Source organism: Heliomicrobium sulfidophilum (genome assembly GCF_057715735.1).
In genome coordinates, this window is sequence record NZ_JBVTZZ010000005.1 from 820,981 (window position 1) to 838,118 (window position 17,138).

15 protein-coding genes are annotated in these 17,138 nt (G+C 59.1%); 6 read left to right on the forward strand and 9 right to left on the reverse strand.

The window, feature by feature from the left end; all coding sequences use genetic code 11:
- Positions 1 to 25: 25 nt before the first annotated feature.
- The 4 genes from malQ to uvrC form a co-directional block, all read right to left on the reverse strand.
- The gene (malQ, locus tag AC0CW1_RS09695; RefSeq protein WP_488182855.1) at positions 26 to 1,522 is read right to left on the reverse strand and encodes a 4-alpha-glucanotransferase; all 1,497 of its coding nucleotides are present in this window, start codon (positions 1,520 to 1,522) and stop codon (positions 26 to 28) included.
- The gene (locus AC0CW1_RS09700) at positions 1,519 to 3,057 is read right to left on the reverse strand and encodes an alpha-amylase family glycosyl hydrolase (RefSeq protein ID WP_488182856.1); all 1,539 of its coding nucleotides are present in this window, start codon (positions 3,055 to 3,057) and stop codon (positions 1,519 to 1,521) included. The genes malQ and AC0CW1_RS09700 overlap by 4 nt, the downstream gene beginning before the upstream one ends.
- A 145-nt stretch (positions 3,058 to 3,202) precedes the next feature.
- Positions 3,203 to 3,550, reverse strand: a complete 348-nt coding sequence (locus AC0CW1_RS09705; protein ID WP_488182857.1) for a phage holin family protein — start codon at positions 3,548 to 3,550, stop codon at positions 3,203 to 3,205.
- Between the two features lie 45 nt (positions 3,551 to 3,595).
- Positions 3,596 to 5,509: an excinuclease ABC subunit UvrC gene (gene uvrC / locus AC0CW1_RS09710; protein WP_488182858.1), complete on the reverse strand. Its 1,914-nt coding sequence runs from the start codon at positions 5,507 to 5,509 to the stop codon at positions 3,596 to 3,598.
- A 374-nt stretch (positions 5,510 to 5,883) separates the two neighbouring features.
- On the opposite strand from uvrC, the gene AC0CW1_RS09715 reads away from it, so the two are divergent.
- From AC0CW1_RS09715 to AC0CW1_RS09725, 3 genes are all read left to right on the forward strand, one after another.
- Entirely contained in the window at positions 5,884 to 7,227 is a 1,344-nt protein-coding gene (locus AC0CW1_RS09715; protein WP_488182859.1) for a glucose-6-phosphate isomerase, read from the forward strand.
- Between the two features lie 37 nt (positions 7,228 to 7,264).
- Positions 7,265 to 7,687 (forward strand): divergent PAP2 family protein, encoded by a 423-nt coding sequence (locus AC0CW1_RS09720; RefSeq protein ID WP_488182860.1) that lies wholly within the window; start codon positions 7,265 to 7,267, stop codon positions 7,685 to 7,687.
- A gap of 109 nt (positions 7,688 to 7,796) precedes the next feature.
- The gene (locus tag AC0CW1_RS09725; RefSeq protein ID WP_488182861.1) at positions 7,797 to 8,075 is read left to right on the forward strand and encodes a hypothetical protein; all 279 of its coding nucleotides are present in this window, start codon (positions 7,797 to 7,799) and stop codon (positions 8,073 to 8,075) included.
- Positions 8,076 to 8,156: 81 nt separating this feature from the next.
- On the opposite strand, the gene uvrA is transcribed toward AC0CW1_RS09725, so the two are convergent.
- On the reverse strand, positions 8,157 to 11,003 hold the full coding sequence (uvrA, locus tag AC0CW1_RS09730; protein WP_488182862.1) for an excinuclease ABC subunit UvrA: 2,847 nt from the start codon (positions 11,001 to 11,003) through the stop codon (positions 8,157 to 8,159).
- 254 nt (positions 11,004 to 11,257) lie between these two features.
- On the opposite strand from uvrA, the gene AC0CW1_RS09735 reads away from it, so the two are divergent.
- A complete protein-coding gene (locus tag AC0CW1_RS09735; protein ID WP_488182863.1) occupies positions 11,258 to 11,587 on the forward strand; it encodes a YmaF family protein in 330 nt (109 codons plus the stop codon).
- A 207-nt stretch (positions 11,588 to 11,794) separates the two neighbouring features.
- On the opposite strand, the gene AC0CW1_RS09740 is transcribed toward AC0CW1_RS09735, so the two are convergent.
- The 3 genes from AC0CW1_RS09740 to AC0CW1_RS09750 form a co-directional block, all read right to left on the reverse strand.
- A complete protein-coding gene (locus AC0CW1_RS09740; RefSeq protein ID WP_488182864.1) occupies positions 11,795 to 12,127 on the reverse strand; it encodes a hypothetical protein in 333 nt (110 codons plus the stop codon).
- A 148-nt stretch (positions 12,128 to 12,275) separates the two neighbouring features.
- Entirely contained in the window at positions 12,276 to 14,759 is a 2,484-nt protein-coding gene (gene uvrB / locus AC0CW1_RS09745; protein ID WP_488182865.1) for an excinuclease ABC subunit UvrB, read from the reverse strand.
- A gap of 124 nt (positions 14,760 to 14,883) precedes the next feature.
- Positions 14,884 to 15,051 (reverse strand): hypothetical protein, encoded by a 168-nt coding sequence (locus AC0CW1_RS09750; RefSeq protein ID WP_488182866.1) that lies wholly within the window; start codon positions 15,049 to 15,051, stop codon positions 14,884 to 14,886.
- Between the two features lie 28 nt (positions 15,052 to 15,079).
- Here AC0CW1_RS09750 and AC0CW1_RS09755 point away from each other — a divergent pair, with 28 nt between their 5' ends.
- Both AC0CW1_RS09755 and AC0CW1_RS09760 read left to right on the forward strand, forming a co-directional pair.
- The gene (locus tag AC0CW1_RS09755; RefSeq protein ID WP_488182867.1) at positions 15,080 to 15,376 is read left to right on the forward strand and encodes a hypothetical protein; all 297 of its coding nucleotides are present in this window, start codon (positions 15,080 to 15,082) and stop codon (positions 15,374 to 15,376) included.
- A 162-nt stretch (positions 15,377 to 15,538) separates the two neighbouring features.
- Entirely contained in the window at positions 15,539 to 15,952 is a 414-nt protein-coding gene (locus tag AC0CW1_RS09760) for a YjdF family protein (protein WP_488182868.1), read from the forward strand.
- Between the two features lie 94 nt (positions 15,953 to 16,046).
- Here AC0CW1_RS09760 and AC0CW1_RS09765 read toward each other — a convergent pair whose 3' ends face one another.
- Positions 16,047 to 17,000, reverse strand: coding sequence for a DUF6612 family protein (locus tag AC0CW1_RS09765; protein WP_488182869.1), 954 nt, complete (start codon positions 16,998 to 17,000; stop codon positions 16,047 to 16,049).
- Positions 17,001 to 17,138 lie beyond the last annotated feature (138 nt).

The following is a 17,138-nucleotide window of genomic DNA, read 5'->3' on the forward strand; positions in this document are numbered from 1 at the left end:
GGCGGCCGGTGGGTGCTCCTTCTGTTCATCTCCCATACAGTTTCGTCAAATAGGCCAGTTTGGAGACGGTCGATTCCGGCAGTTGATCCCACTGGAAGCGCCAGAGCCAGTTGCCTTCCAGGCTGCCGGGATAATTCATCCGGTGCTCCGTCCCAAGTCCCAGCACGTCCTGCATGGGGACGATGAAAGCGTCCGCCACCGAGGCCAGGCCAAGGCGGATAAAGTCCCAGACAATGTCGTTGCCGTCGGCGTTCATGTACTCCAACGCCTTTTTCCGATCCTCCGGCGAGGCCGATTGAAACCAGCCCAAGGTCGTGTCATTGTCATGGGTGCCCGTAAAAACGACACAGTTCTGACGGTAGCGAAAGGGAATGAAGGCGTTCCCATTTTCATCGCCCGAATCAAAGGCGAACTGCAACAGCTTGATCCCTGGAAAACCGAACTGCTCCCGCAGTTCGACCACCTCGGGGGTGATCAGGCCCAGGTCCTCGACGATGATGGGGAGGTCGCCGAGAGCCGCTTCCATGGCCGTGAAGAGGTTGGCGCCCGGCCCTTTGCGCCAGCGCCCATTTTTTGCCGTCTCTTCCCCGTAAGGGATGGCGTAATAAGCCTCAAAACCGCGGAAATGATCGATGCGCACAATATCGACGAGGCTGAAGGCGTGGCGGAGGCGACGGATCCACCAGGCGTAGCCTGTCTGTTCGCACCGCTCCCAGTCGTAGACGGGATTGCCCCAGAGTTGGCCATTCTCATTGAAGTAATCGGGCGGAACACCGCCCACTTCCCGGGGATGGGAACGCTCATCGAGTTCGAAGATGTCCCGCTGCCCCCACGTGTCGGCGCTGTCCATGGCCACATAGATGGGCAGATCGCCGATGATGCGGATGCCCCTGCTGTTGGCGTACTGGCGGATCTGGCGCCACTGCCGGAAGAAGAGGTACTGGACAAAGCGGTGAAAATCGATCTCCTTCGCCTGCTCTCGGTCGAAGAGGGCGAGCGCCTGGGCCTCGGGGCGGGCGTATTCGAATGGCCAGTCGAGCCAGGACCGTTCGCCGAAATACCGCTTCAGCGCCCGGTAGCAGGCGTACTCTTCGAGCCACTCCCCCTGATCTTGGCAGAACTGGCGAAACTCCGATTGGTCGTAGGCAAGCCGGAGAAATCGTTCATAGGCCTTGCGCAGGAACTGCTCGCTCTCCCCTTCGGCCCGTTCAAAATCAGCTTTCTGCGGCGATGACGGCGGTTCCGGCGGAAGGTCGTCCTTTTCAAGCAGCCCTTCTTCAAAGAGCAACTCCGGGCTGATCAGGAGGGGATTGCCGGCGAAGGCGGAAAGGGCGGAATAGGGGGAATGGCCGAAACCGGTCGGTCCCAGCGGCAACACCTGCCAGAGCGACTGGCCTGATGCCTCCAGGAAATCGACGAAGCGACGCGCCTCCAGGCCGAGTGTGCCCAAGCCGTGGCGGCCGGGCAACGACGTCGGGTGCAGGAGCACCCCGCTGGAACGTCGGGGAAAAAGCTTGCTCACCTTTCTTCCCTCACTTCCAAGATCGACGATTGCAAGGGGCGCAAAAAGAGCGCCCGCTTCCGGTCTTTCGCCGGATAGGGTTCTATCGGGATCGGCGGCCCCCCCTCAAGGAGGTCGACCAGTTCGCCGCCGCTAGCGGCGCAAGCCTGCAAGACCTCCGGCGGCAATTCCCATTCCACCCATTCCCCCGGCGGCTCGGCGTTAAAGTTGATGATCACGATGGCCATCGCCTCCCCCTCCCGCCTGAGGAAGGCCGTCACCTTCCGACTGCTGACGGAGAGGAAGCGGATCGCATCGCCATGAAGGAAGCGTTTAGCGCTACAGATGGCCAAGACATGGCGGTACCAGGACTCGAGGGGCGCCTTGGCCGAAAAATCAATAGGCGAAAAGGTCGCTTCAAAGTTGCCTTCAAAGAGGGGCGGCCGGATGTGAGCGCCGTTCTCCTGCCCGGCGTAGAGCATGGGCACGCCCGGCAGGGTCAGGGCCAGGAGCACAGGCGGTTTGGAACGCTCGATCCCGCCATAGGTGACGACGGTGCGCGGCTCGTCATGGTTTTCCGTGTAGCGCACCATCCGGTGTCCCGGCAGGTAACGACTGTTCTCCCACTCGATCTTGTTGCGAATATATTGCACCTCATAATAAGGGTCGTTGTGCCGAACATCTTCATGCAAGCTTTTCAACTGATTGTAGAGTTCGAAGGCATAGATGCCGTCGAATCCGGCGGCCAACAGCTCAGCCATTCGTTCATAGGCCTCAGCGATAAAGACCGTGTCCGCCTTTATCGCTTTGACGCGCGGGATCGCCTCGCGCCAGAAATCGAGAGGCACCCAGTGGGCAAAATCGCAGCGGTAGCCGTCGATGTCGAACTCGCGGACCCAGTGCTCCAGGACGCCGGCCATGAACTCCCACATGGCCCGGCGGTTCTCGTCATTGTCATAGACGAGCCGGTGGGCGTTCGGTTTTCCCTCGACAGGGATCCCGTAGTTCAGATCGGCCGTATCCCACCAGTCCTTTGACGGCGCAATGGGGCGCGAACCGTCATCCCACAAAAACCACTCGGGATGATAGCCGCCCTTTTTCGACGGGTTGCCGGGATCGAGAAGGACATTGTCAGGGGCGCAGTGGTTGCCCACGAAATCGAGAAGCACCCGCAAGCCGTTGGCATGGGCTTCCCCCACCAGTTCCCGGAATTGTTGCTGAGCGGCTTCTGCCAAAGCAGCTTCGCTCCGGTCGGAGGCTGCTCCCATTGATCCATCCCTGCTCCCATCACAGCCATTTCCTTCCCATTCCGCCAGTTCCGGCGCGACAGCCAGGTAATCGCGGATCGCATAGGGAGATCCCGAAAGTCCTTTGCGGTATTTTTGCGTGATCGGGTGAATGGGCAGCAGGTACAAGGTGTTGACGCCGAGTGATTTGATCCGCGGCAAGTCCCGTTGAATGTCACGCAGCGTGCCGAATCGCCGGTCCGTCATCCCATAGACCCTCGGGTAGATCTGATAGATGATGGCAGATGTGAACCATTGGGGCCTTCCCATGGGATCACACTCCTTGTCTGTTATCTTCGACCTGATTCCAGTAATATCCTTCCCAATCCCATGAATCGGTTCGGCCGGGAGAAAAAGAAAACGGGCGTCTCCCGCAAGGATAACCCCGTTTTCCAGCAATCATGTGTCTAGCAAATCAGCCTTCTTCCCGGATAAACCAGCTCAGGAGGGTGCTGAACAGGGAAAGGAGCAACGCGCCGAAAAAGGCGGCGCCAAAACCGGACACCTCGAAGCCTCGGACAAGCCCGCTAACCATCCAGAGCATGAGCCCGTTGATGACCAACGTGAAGAGCCCCAGCGTGAGCAGGCTGATCGGCAGGGTCAGCACAAAGATGACCGGACGGATGACGGCGTTGACAACCCCGAGAAGCAACGCGGCAAACAAAGCGGGGACGATCCCGGCGATCTTGATCCCCGGGATGAACAGCGCCGCCAGGGCCAAGGCCAGTGTATTTAAGAGCCACCGCAAGATCAGGGAATTCATCGTTTACCTCCATACTCGACTAGAGCGCCGGCTGTGATACCGGCGCTATGATCCGACATTTCCTTCGACATTCCCGGCTTGCCCGGTTCCCGTTTGCCGCTTCAGCGCTGACAGCACCCGTTCGGCCAGTTCCTCCGTCATCCCCTCCACAGCGGCCAGTTGGGCCACCGTAGCGGCAGCGATCGCCTTCACCGAGCCGAAGTGCCGCAGGAGCGCCGTCCGGCGTTTCGGACCGATCCCGGCGATGCCGTCCAGGGCGGAGGCTGTCTGCGCCTGGGCGCGGAGTTGCCGGTGGTAGGTAATGGCGAAGCGGTGCGCCTCGTCGCGGATGCGCTGGATCAGGTAGAGCGATCGCGCTCCCCTCGGGAGGATGATCGGATCAGGGTTGTTTTCATGGAAGAGCCACTCATTTTCCTTGGCCAGGCCGTAGGTGGCGATATAGTCATAACCGGTGTCGGCCATGGCCTCCCGGGCCGAACTGAGCTGCCCCTTGCCGCCGTCGACGATGACCAAGTCAGGCAGGGTGGCAAACTTGGCGCTCATCGGGTCGAGATGACCGGCGTCCACCTCCTGGGCCTCCTCGCGAGCCCGGTTGAAGCGCCGCGTGAGCACCTCAGCCATGGAGGCAACATCATTGGGCCCTTCCACCGTCTTGATGCGGAAGCGCCGGTAATCGCTCTTTTTCGGCGCGCCGCCCTCAAAGACGACCATGGAGGCCACCGATTCCTTCCCCATCGTGTTGGAGATATCGAAGCACTCGATCCGCCAGGGCGGCTCATCGAGTCCGAGGTAACGCTGCAGGTCGAGGACAGCCTCTTCGGTCATCGACTTCTTTCGTTGCTGCTCATTTTGCAGTTGCTCCAAGGTGAGCAGGGCGTTTTTGGCGACCATCTCGACCAGTTTCAGCTTGTCGCCGCGCTTGGGTACGCGGATCTCCACGCGGCCCTGCCGTTTTTCCCGCAAAAAGCGGGTGACCAGTTCCTCCTCCTCGGCCGATTCGATCGGTTCCTGGAGCAGGATCTCCCGAGGCACGAAATCGCTGCGGCTGTAGTACTGTTTGACGAAGGCGGTGATCACCTCGGAGCGGTCCATCTCGTCGGTGCCTTCGAGGATGTAGTGTTCCCGGCCGAGCAGTTTGCCGCCGCGGATGAAGAAGATCTGGACACAGACCTGGTTGAAGCCGCGGGCCATGGCGATCACATCCTGATCGGCCAGATCAGTGGAGACGACCTTCTGCTTCTCCATCACCTGCTCTAACGCCCGGATGCGGTTGCGGAGCGTCGCCGCCCGCTCGAACTCGAGGTTCTCGGCGGCTTCCTCCATCTCCGCCTGGAGGCGGTTGCGCAGTTCGTCCTCCTTCCCTTCGAGAAAAGCGACGATGCTGCCGATATGAGCCATGTACTGCTGCCTTGGAACGCGCCCGGCGCAAGGGGCCAGGCAGCGGCCGATGTGGTGGTTGAGGCACGGCCGCTGGCGCCGGTCCAGTTCGCGGCGCGAACAGGTCCGCAAGGGAAAAAGGGTGCGCAGCAGTTCCACCGTCTCCCGGACGGCCCCTGCCGAGGTGTAGGGGCCGAAGTACTTGGCGCCGTCCTTCTCGAGACGCCGCGTGATCAGGAGCCGGGGGTAAGTCTCCTGCAAGGTCACCTTCAGATAAGGGTAGGTTTTGTCATCGCGCAGCATAATGTTGTAGCGCGGTTTATGTTCCTTGATCAGGTTGCACTCCAGGATCAGCGCTTCCAACTCCGAATCGGTGACGATCGTCTCCAGGTCGCGGATGCGGGCCACCAGCGCCTGAGTCTTCGCCGACAGGTTGCGGGACGACTGGAAGTAGGAGCGCACCCGGTTTTTCAGGTTGATCGCCTTGCCCACATAGATCACCTGGCCGGCCTCGTCCTTATACAAGTAGACGCCGGGCTTCTCGGGCAGGCTCTTCAGCTTTTCCTGCAAAGCGATGTGCAAGTAGCATTCACCTCATGCTTATGATAGCACAAGCCAACAGAAGTACAACTTATCGTCATACCTATCTCTTATCCAATAACCAGGCGATATAACAAAAAAGCGCCAGAAAAACGCAAGCGACAACCAACGCTACCAATTCGTATCCATTCATACGCTCATCCTCAATGCAAAAACTTGTTGCATTGAGGATAACAATTGTGCATCTTGAACACAAGGGTGATTTGTCGTATTTTGTCATACTTCGTCGTATAAAATAATTGTGTCTTTTGCAAATTATTGTCTCGTTAAAAAAGCAAATGTGAGAAGGATCTCAACATCGTGTTCACGAACATGGTAAATACTTCTATCATCCACCAAACGAAGGGGGTTTTTCCTTGTCTTCTCTCCGACTGGACCTCGCCTACTCCACCGTGGAATCGGCCATCGGCGCCCTGGAGGGTCCGATCCGCCAGGCCCATGACCTACTGCATAACAGGACCGGCGCCGGCAGCGAATTCGCCGGCTGGCTGCAACTGCCCGAGACTTACGACCGGACCGAGTTTAACCGCATCGTCGCCGCCGCCGAGCGCATCCGCACCACCTCCGATGTGCTGCTCGTCATCGGCATCGGCGGTTCCTACCTGGGCGCCCGGGCAGCCATCGACATGCTCAGCCACAGCTTCCACAACCAGCTTCCCCGTTCCCGACGACCCGGCTGCGCCATCCTCTTCGCTGGTCACAACATCAGCTCCGCCTACCTGAGCGACCTCTTCGACATGCTGGAAGGCAAAGATGTCTCCGTCAACGTCATCTCCAAGTCGGGCACAACGACCGAGCCGGCCATCGCCTTTCGCCTGGTCCGCCAGTGGATGGAGAATAAGTACAGTCCCGACGAAGTTCGCCGGCGCATCTTCGCCACCACCGACCGAGCCAAAGGCGCTCTCAAGCGCCTTGCCGATGAACAGGGCTATGAGACCTTCGTCGTTCCCGACGATGTGGGGGGACGCTTCTCTGTCCTCACCGCTGTGGGCCTGCTGCCCATCGCCGCCGCCGGTGTCGACATCAACGCTTTGATGTCGGGTGCCCGCGACGCCATGGCCGAGTACGCCCACCCCTCCCTGGCAGCCAACGCCTGCTACCGCTACGCCGCCGCCCGCAACCTCCTCTACCGGCAAGGAAAACAGGTGGAACTCTTCGTCGCCTATGAGCCGTCGCTCCAGCACCTGGCCGAGTGGTGGAAACAGCTCTACGGCGAGAGCGAGGGCAAGGAAGGCAAGGGCATCTTCCCGGCATCGGTCCTCTTTTCCACGGACCTGCATTCGATGGGGCAATACATTCAAGAGGGCCTGCGCATGCTAATGGAGACAGTCGTCCGCTTCGACAAACCGAGGCGGGAACTAGCGATCCCCCTGGCGGCTGACGACAGCGACGGCCTCAACTTCCTTGCCGGCAAGACGGTCGATTTCGTCAACCAGAAGGCCTTCGCCGGCACCCTGCTCGCCCATGTGGACGGCCAGGTCCCCAACATGATCATCTCCGTCCCGGAACAGAACGCTTACCACCTGGGACAACTCTTCTACTTCTTTGAAAAAGCCTGCGGCGTCAGTGGCTACCTGCTCGGCGTCAACCCCTTTGACCAGCCGGGCGTCGAGTCCTACAAACGCAACATGTTCGCCCTGCTCGGCAAACCCGGCTTTGAAAAGGAAAAATCGGCCCTGGAGGCGCGGTTGCCCCAGTAAAGCGCCCACACACACCACGCTTAGACGGGGGATAGCCATGTCAACACCGCTCATCTACTCTACGCTCTTCGCTGTACTCCTGGCCCAGGCCATCAAATTCGTGCGCGAGTCCCTCCAGCACCGCCATTTCCTCCCGTCCCGCTTTTTCGAACCAGGCGGCATGCCCAGTTCCCATACAGCCCTCGTCGTCTCCCTCTTCACCAGCGTGGCCTTGCGGCAAGGGATCGAATCGGATCTCTTCGCCGCCACCGCCGCCATCGGCGCCGTCGTGATCTTCGATGCCATGGGCATCCGCCGCTCCGCCGGCGAGCACGCGAGAACGCTCAACTGGATCCTCGTCTTTTTGCGGATCCGGCGTGGCGAAGAGGTCCCCTTGAAAGAGCGACTTGGCCATTCGCCGCCAGAGGTGCTGGTCGGCGCCGTCCTTGGCTTTCTTGTCGCATGGGCCTTCGGCCAGTGATCACGAGCCTGTGATATTTGTGAAAGAATTATCTACCAAGTTCCGAGCGACTGCCTTATAATAAAAGATAATAGGTAGGAGGAATCGCTCCGGAGCGAGGTGAGTCCTCATGGATCGGTTGACAGAGATCTTTCTAGCCCTCCGCTCTGCCTTTACGGAACCGCTGGAGGACAAAATCCGCTTTGAATCGTTGAATGTTGAACTAACATCGGCGGAGTTCTTTTACCTCGCCATCACCGCCTACTTCATCAGCGGCATGGTCATCGGCTACCTCTGGGCAAAACGCAAGTACGCGCCGAGTCGAAAGACCTCCCCGACAGATGGGTCTAAAACATCTTATCTAGGCTCCAGCAAAGACCCCTTCGATGGCAATCGCATGGATGAATAAGCGTAAAAGCGAAAGCGGTGGTAAGCCGCTTTCGCTTTGTCTAACGGGCGCGATTTGTCGGTGTGAGCAATAACGCGTGATTTATAGATCGCAAACGGGCATCCCCGGCTTACGCTGCAAGACCTTTTCCAAAAACCGCCCCGTATGGGAGGCCGCCGACTGGGCGATCTCTTCAGGCGTACCGACAGCCACGATCGTGCCGCCGCCGTCGCCGCCCTCGGGACCTAAGTCGACGATGTAGTCGGCCGTCTTGATCACATCTAGGTTGTGCTCAATGACGAGCACCGTGTCGCCGGCGTCGACGAGGCGTTGCAAGACGCCGAGCAGGCGGTCAATGTCGGCGATGTGGAGGCCCGTCGTCGGCTCGTCGAGGATGTAGAAAGTCTTGCCGTTGGAGCGGCGGGACAGCTCCGTCGCCAGCTTGACCCGTTGGGCCTCGCCGCCGGAGAGGGTTGTCGCCGGCTGGCCGAGGCGGATATAGCCGAGCCCCACGTCCTGGAGGGTCTGCAACTTGCGGGCGATCTTGGGAATGTTCCGGAAAAACTCGAGGGACTCGTCGACAGTCATGTCGAGGACGTCGGCGATGGAGCGGCCCTTGTAGCGGACCTCCAGCGTCTCCCGGTTGTAGCGCTTGCCCTTGCAGACCTCGCAGGGGACGTAGACGTCGGGCAAAAAGTGCATCTCGATCTTGATGATGCCGTCGCCCTTGCAAGCCTCGCAGCGTCCGCCGCGCACGTTGAAGGAGAATCGACCCGGGCGGTAGCCGCGCATCTTCGACTCCGACGTCTGGGAGAAGAGGTCCCGAATGGCATCGAAGACGCCCGTGTAGGTGGCCGCGTTGGAACGAGGCGTCCGCCCGATGGGCGATTGGTCAATGTCGATCACCTTGTCTAGGTGGTCCAAGCCCCGGATCGCCCGGTGCGCCCCCGGCTTGCTCCGGGCGCCGTTCAGTTCCGAAGCCAAAGCCTTGTGCAAGATCTCGTTGACGAGAGTCGACTTGCCAGAGCCGGACACGCCAGTTACACAGGTGAAAACGCCGAGGGGGAAGCGGACATCAATCTCCTTCAGGTTGTTCTCACAGGCGCCGAGCACCTCAACCCACTTGCCGTTCGGCTCGCGGCGCTTTTCCGGCACCGGGATGAACTTGCGGCCCGACAGGTACTGACCAGTCAGGGAGAGGGGCTCCTCCATGATCACCGGCAGCGGTCCTTCAGCGATGATCTGGCCGCCATGGGCGCCGGCGCCGGGGCCGATGTCGATGATGTGGTCGGCCGCCAACATAGTGTCCTCGTCATGCTCGACGACAATGAGCGTGTTGCCCAGATCGCGAAGCCGCTGCAAGGTAGCCAGCAGGCGTTCGTTGTCGCGCTGGTGCAGGCCGATGGAGGGCTCGTCCAGGATGTAGAGGACGCCCATCAAGCCTGAGCCAATCTGGGTGGCCAGGCGGATGCGCTGGGCTTCGCCGCCGGAGAGGCTGCCGGCCGAGCGGGCCAGCGTCAGATAGGTCAGTCCCACGTTGACGAGGAAGCCGAGGCGTTCGCGAATCTCTTTTAAGATCTGGCGGGCGATGATCATCTCCCGCTCGCTCAAGTCCAAATCAGTGAAGAAGCGCAGCGCCGCCGCCACAGACATCTCCGTCACCTGGTGAATGTTCTTGCCGCCGACGAGCACAGCCAGGCTCTCCGGCTTCAGGCGGGCGCCCTTGCAGGCCGGGCAAGGCTTCTGGCCCATGTACTCTTCGATCTCTTCGCGGGACCAGTCGGATTGAGTCTCCTTGTAGCGCCGCTCCAGGTTGGTGACGACGCCTTCATAGGTCGTCTCAAAACTGCGCCGCTCGCCGTCATAGTTGGTGAACTGGACGCGGATCTTCTCCTTGCCCCCGCCGTAGAGGACCAGCTTCTGGATCTCCGGCGGGAGATCCTTGAAAGGCGTCTCGGTGGAAAAGCCGTGCAGATCAGCCAGGGCCTTCAGCATCTGGGGGATGTAGGCCGAGTTCATGCGCGCCCAGGGAACGAGCGCCCCTTCGTCGATACTCTTCGACGGATCGGGCACGACCAGATCCGGGTCGACTTCCATCTGCACGCCCAGGCCGGTGCAGTTCGGGCAGGCGCCATAAGGGGCGTTGAAGGAGAAGATGCGCGGCTCGATCTCGCCGACGGAGATGCCGCAGTCGGCGCAGGCAAAGTTCTGGGAGAAGGTGAACTCCTTCTCGCCCATGAAGTCGACGACAGCCAGCCCCTCGGAGAGGTTGAGCGCTGTCTCCAGCGAATCGGCCAGGCGCGTGGCGATATCGGCCTTGAGGATGATGCGGTCGACGACCACCTCGATGGTGTGCTTCTTGTTCTTTTCCAGCTTCACCTCTTCGGTGGCGTCCATCACCTGGCCGTTGACGCGCATGCGCACATAGCCGTTTTTGCGAATATCTTCGATCACCTTGACGTGTTCGCCCTTTTTGCCGCGCACCAGCGGCGCCAAGATCTGTAACCGCGTCCCTTCCGGATGGGCCAGGATCTGGTCGACCATCTGCTCCACCGTCTGCTGGCGGATCGGCCGACCGCACTTGGGGCAGTGGGGGCGGCCTACCCGGGCGAAGAGCAGGCGCAGGTAGTCGTAGATCTCTGTCACCGTGCCGACGGTGGAACGGGGGTTCTTCGAGGTCGTCTTCTGGTCGATGGAGATGGCCGGCGACAACCCTTCGATGTAGTCCACATCCGGCTTGTCCATCTGGCCGAGAAACTGGCGGGCATAAGCCGAGAGAGACTCTACATAGCGGCGCTGCCCCTCAGCATAGATCGTGTCAAAGGCAAGAGAGGACTTCCCCGAGCCGGAGAGGCCAGTGACGACGACCAACCGGTCCCGTGGGATGTCCACATCAATGTTTTTCAGGTTATGGGCGCGGGCCCCGCGGACCCGGATTTGATCCATCATAGTACTTCCGGCTTCCCCCTTAGTCTCCGTCAAAAAGTGCGATAGCGGGCGTCGGCCCGCTCTTTTTCACTGTTTCTGATTATAACACAAAGGGACGACCTTGCCGATGGATCTCCCCTGCCCCTCCCTGACACTTTTCGGATCCGCCCGGCTGGCGCGGGATGTCCCCGGCGGTCCTATTTTTTTCCCTCATCGTTACCTTCCATTTTCTCCCTGAATATGTATAAGTAAACGTGAAAAAGGGGAGAGCGGGCATGCGCTGTAAGCCCAAGCCGCCTTATGACGATTGGGACTGCGGTTTCCACACCCATGATTACCACTTCGAGTCGTGCCTGAGTGAAGGCCACCGGCACATGCTGAGCGGTCAGACGGAACCCTCTGTCAACAAGCGGGACCACGCCCACCGATACGCCGGGGTCACTTCCTTCAATGACAACCATGTCCACTACTACTGTGGGTGCACCGGTCCCGCCATCTACCGACCCGGCTGCGGCCACTACCACTGCATGGAGGGAACCACCACCTGTGACGACGGTCATGTACACCGCTATGAGGGCAAAACCTGCACCACAAGCAAACGGTGACGCGTCAACGGCCTGACACAAAAAGCCCCATCCGTCCCTTGATCAGGGAGGGATGGGGCATCTTTTTCTCTGTCATCGCCATGCTGTCGGGAAAGACAAGGCATTCAGCCGAACAAGGCAAAAGGTGGTATGATGCAGCAGTAACGTGGCATTCAATGGGGGAAGTAAAAACAACACAATAATTGCGTAAGACCTTTCAGCGATTGTTCAGGCGCGACGGCTTTCGGCTGTCACCTTTTCTAAGATTTCTTCATGGAAGAGGACTTCCGCTTCGATGGTGAAGATCTGGGCGTCCAGGTCGTAGTACTGTTTGATATATTCATTTTTCAACATGAGACAGTTCTCCAGGTTCCAGTTATCGAAGCATTCCGCTTTCATGGCCAGGTAGTCCCTTTGGTTGAGCAGTTCCGTCCGGCGTTCCCGAAGTGTGTCAATTTGCTCCTCCAGTTCTTTCTTCCAGGTCAGGAGCATCTTTTCCCGCTTGCCCAGGCTCCAGTTCACCTCGGCCTGTTTTCTCGCCACTTCACCTCGTGAAATCATCTATTACCACCTTCCCAAATCAAGTTATCTACATATTTCGACAAGGTGATTGTGATTCCTTTTGCAATGAGAAAAAAGGTAAAAAGCCCGGCCAGCGGCTGGGCTTTCCATGTTCCCATTAGGGATTCCTTTTATGATAGCCGAGCGATTATCCCTTTTTCCGCCCCCGCGGGCGGGAAGGCCCGGCTGAAGAGGTGAAAACGGCCAATCCCGGATCCTCCTGCGGCGGTTGGCTTTTTCCCCGGCTACGCCCTTTCGCACCAGCGGCGCTGTTGCCGCCGTTGGCGCTGGCCTTGCGTCCGCCCCGTGCGGCTTTCGCCGCTCCTAGAGCCGCGCCGCCTCCCGTCTTGCTCTTCGCCGGCGCAGCGCCCCTCAGTTCGATGATCACATCCCGCAGGAGGGCGGCCCGTTCGAACTCCAGTTCCTTGGCCGCCTGACGCATCTCCCCTTCGAGATCGGCGATCAACGCGGCCAGTTGTTCCGGCGCCATCGCCTCCGGTGAAGCCACCCTTTCAGGCGCAGCAGCCTCATAGCCCTCCTCTGGCGGCAGACTCTCGGCCACTCGATCGGCTAATCGCTCAGGAGAGACCTCATAAGTTCCTGCGCCGCCGCCATCGCCACCTTCGCGAACGACCCTTTCGCCGTCATCTCCCGCATGGCCTGTGCTGTAAGCGCCCTCGCCAGGCGCTGCCGATTGCGTTGTCCAGGCATCGACGGAGCTTTCCGCGCCTTTTTTGCCTGTCCGCTTTTTCAGAAAGGCGGCCGCCCGAGCCAGGACGCCGCCGCCTGGCTCAGCGACGCTGGAGCCTTCTTTGCGGTCGCCGCCGGAGATGGTCATCTCGATGACGTTGCGGACGGCTTTTTTGACGGTCTGGGGCGTGATCCCATGCTGCTCGTTGTGGGCGATCTGGATGGCGCGGCGACGGTTCGTCTCATCGATGGCTTTCTGCATCGACCGGGTGATCCTATCGCCGTACATGATCACTGTGCCCTCCACGTTGCGGGCCGCCCGGCCGATCGTCTGGATCAGAGAGCGATCGGACCGGAGAAAGCCCTCCTTGTCGGCATCGAGAATGGCCACCAGCCCCACCTCAGGCAGGTCGAGGCCCTCCCGCAGCAGGTTGATGCCGACGAGGACATCGAACTCGCCGAGGCGGAGATCGCGGATGATCTGCATGCGCTCGATGGCATCCACATCGGAGTGCATCCAGCGGACGCGGACACCCACGTTGCGCAGGTAGGAGGTCAGGTCCTCGGCCATCTTCTTCGTCAGCGTCGTCACCAGGACGCGCTGGTCTTTCTTGACGCGCTCGCGGATCTCGTCGAGGAGGTCGTCGATCTGCCCCTTAACGGGCCGCACGTCAATGACCGGGTCGATGAGGCCGGTCGGTCGGATGATCTGCTCGACCACCTGTTCGCTCCGTTGCAGTTCGTAATCGGCCGGCGTGGCGGACACGAAGACGACCTGGTTAAGCATCTGCTCGAACTCATGGAACTTGAGGGGCCGGTTGTCGGCCGCCGAGGGCAGGCGGAAGCCGTGTTCGACAAGGGTCGTCTTGCGGGAGCGGTCCCCCTGGTACATGGCACCCACCTGGGGGATAGTCACATGGGACTCGTCGACCATGAGCAGAAAGTCCTTGGGGAAAAAGTGCATGAGCGTATAGGGGGGTTCGCCGGGCGGGCGGAACGTGAGGTGGCGCGAGTAGTTCTCGATGCCGGTGCAAAAGCCCATCTCCCGCAGCATCTCGATATCATAGCGGGTTCTTTGGGCCAGGCGCTGCGCCTCTACCAGCTTGTCCCGCTCCTTAAACCAGGCGAGGCGTTCCTCCAGTTCAGTTTCGATGTTGGCGATGGACAACTCCAGTTTGTCCCGGTTGGTCACATAGTGGGTATTCGGAAAGATGGAGATATGGTAGCGCTCGCCGTAGATTTCGCCGGTGAGGGTGTCGATCTCGCTGATCCGCTCCAACTCGTCGCCGAAGAACTCCAGCCGCACGGCCCGGTCGGAGTAGGAGGCGGGAAAGACCTCGACAACGTCGCCGCGCACCCGGAAGGTGCCCCGAGTAAAGTTGATGTTGTTGCGGCTGTACTGGATGTCGACGAGGCGGCGCAGAATGGCGTCCCGGTCGTAGATCTGACCCTTGCGCAGGGAGATCATCTGATCAAGGTACTCCTCAGGCGAACCGAGGCCATAGATGCAGGAGACGGAAGCCACGATGATCACATCGCGCCGCTCGATCAAGGCGGCTGTGGCGGCGTGGCGCAGCTTGTCGATCTCGTCGTTGATCGAGGCGTCCTTTTCGATATACGTATCGGAATGAGGCACATAGGCCTCCGGCTGGTAGTAGTCGTAGTAGCTGACGAAGTACTCGACGGCGTTATCGGGGAAGAACTCCTTGAACTCAGCGCAGAGTTGAGCGGCCAAGGTCTTGTTGTGGGCCAGCACCAGCGTGGGCCGCTGCATCTTCTCGATGACCGAGGCCATGGTGAAGGTCTTACCCGTCCCCGTCGCCCCCAGCAGCGTCTGGTGTTTCATCCCTTTTTCAATGCCTTCGACCAGGCGGGCGATGGCCTGGGGCTGGTCGCCTTTCGGCGCAAATTCACTCTTTAGTTGAAACAACCGTTGTTCCATGGACGACCCACCTCCCGTCGCAAAAAACAGGCCTTGTCGAATTAGAAGCGTCGCCGAAAAAAGTCGCTATCAAAACGATTCCCAATGATTCATTATAACAGACACAAACCTTCTATGCTCAGCCTTATCCTGCCAAAGAAACTTCCGCCTCGCCTTCTTCCCAGACAAGCATCGCTACAGCAGGATAGACCCTGCTTTTGAACATGTCCATGGAATATGCAGGATTTGAATAAAGAAAAGTGGAATAAGAAACGGGAAGACTGCGATAGACAGCAGATTCGATTCGCACCATTTATCACTTCCATCAAGGGAGGATTTTCGTGAGCAAAGGCAAACCGAACAGCAAAGCCGCCGCAAAAGGAGAAACTGCAGCAATCAACCAAGCACCGGAAACAACCAAGAAGTACGGGCCTGACAACCCGAACGAGGAACTGCTCAAATCGCCTGGCGTCAAACTGGCAGCCATCGCCTTCGGCACAGCAGTATCCTACATAGTGGGTCGCATGGTCCAAGGGGGCGGTCCCCAAGAGGTCCCGCTCGGTCTCTACGCCGCCGGCTTTTTCCTGTCCACATCCCTCTTTCTCTTTGTCCGCTCGCTGATGAAGAAGAAAAAGTGAACCATTCCGCCGTTCAGAGTCAGCATCCGGGAATGATATACTGATGATAGGGAACGTAAAAACACAATCCGGTTGGTAGTCCGGATGCGCCTCAGGGCGTCAGTAACCTCCCCCCCTCGGGGTGTCCATCGTTCCCGGTGAAACACATTGGAGGGGGAAAACATGAAACTTACCGTTTTCTTCGATGATCCCTTTTGGGTCGGCGTTATCGAGGCTGTCGATGACAACTGCCGGCTGAAGGCGTTCCGCCATATCTTCGGTGCCGAGCCGAAAGAGGGAGAGGTGCAAGCCTTCGTCCTGCGCCGGCTGACCGCCTTCTTGCAAGCTACGGCACAGGAGGTGGAGGTGGAACCGCTGACGGAGCGCTCCATCAATCCGAAACGGCTGGCCCGCCAGGTCGCCCGAGAAACGGCGACTTGGGGCGTGTCCACCAAGGCCCAGGAAGCCTTACAAGCCAGCCTGGAAGCCCGGAAGAAGGAACGGCAACTCGTAAGCCGGCAGCAGCGGGAAGCCTACAAGGAACGCAAACGGGAACTAGCTAGGTTAAAGGCCAAAGCGAAGCGCCGGGGACGGTAAAGGTAAAGGCAGGAAGCGTATACTTCCTGCCTCTTTCTTTTGACCGCTCTGTTTAACCGCTGTTCGGCAATGTCTCCTACAGACAAGTTACGGTTTATTTGGCTGTTTTCGCGCCTTTTTCCGCGCTTCCGGCCTGCTTATCCAGTTCCTTGATATCAATGGCGTTGGACACGTCGGGGAACTTCACCGGCATGTTGATATCATGCATCCAGATCGTCCCCTCAAAGTCGATCGATAGGGTCTTTCCCTCAGCGTTGATCTTTTCGTAGCCTTTGAAATCCGTCCTGTCCGTCCTGTATGTATCGGCATTGATATAGTAGATATAGCGGAAGTCCACGTCGATGTTCTTCAGCACTTCCTGAAGTTCAGCAGCGTCGATCCCCCCATCAGGCGCCGAATGAACCATCACTTCCTCCATGTACGTCTTCATCCGCGCATTATCGACCTGGACGGTCACCACATAGTATCGCTTGCCATCGAGCCACTGCTCTTCCATCTCGGTCGGCATGAGGCCCATCTTTTCCATCATTTCCAGCGTTTTTGCCGGGTTTTGGCTTTGGGTGAGCAGGTCCTCATACCCAGGCGGAAGCAGAAGTTCTTGCTTGACCCATTGGTCCGGGGCGGGACTGTCAAGGAAGGGGAGTTGCATATACATCTGCTTCCCATCGAAATATAACCGGAAGTCAAAGGAACCGGGGGCATCCGGGAGCACCGGTTGTCCAACCATTTCCGGCATCCCCATCGTCATCTTCAGGGAAAACCGGGTAGGGTCGTTCGCAGCAGCCCCCATCATCTTCATCTTCATCGTCAAGGGCGCCGGCATATCGGGGATGTTCATACTGGCCTTCACGTCACCGGAAAGGAGGTAGCTCGACAGGTTGGCCGAGGCCTCTGTCGCTTTCTTGAAGACCTCCATGGCCGGGCTGGTGGTTTCGACGGCGAGAGAAGTCGCTTCTGCCATCGCTGCTCCGGCGTCATCGGCCATAGCGACGGTTGGTGAACAGAGAAGGCTGAGGCCGAGGATGCCGTGGAGAATCCATCTTTTCATGGGCAGCACTCCTTTTGTTTAATTAAAAAGCGATTACTGATTCCAGTTTGCATTCACTTTCATTAAATGTCAAGGTGATTCCCAGATTGTAGCAGGATTTTATCCTTCCTCCGTGTAACCCCTATTGTCAAGAGAACA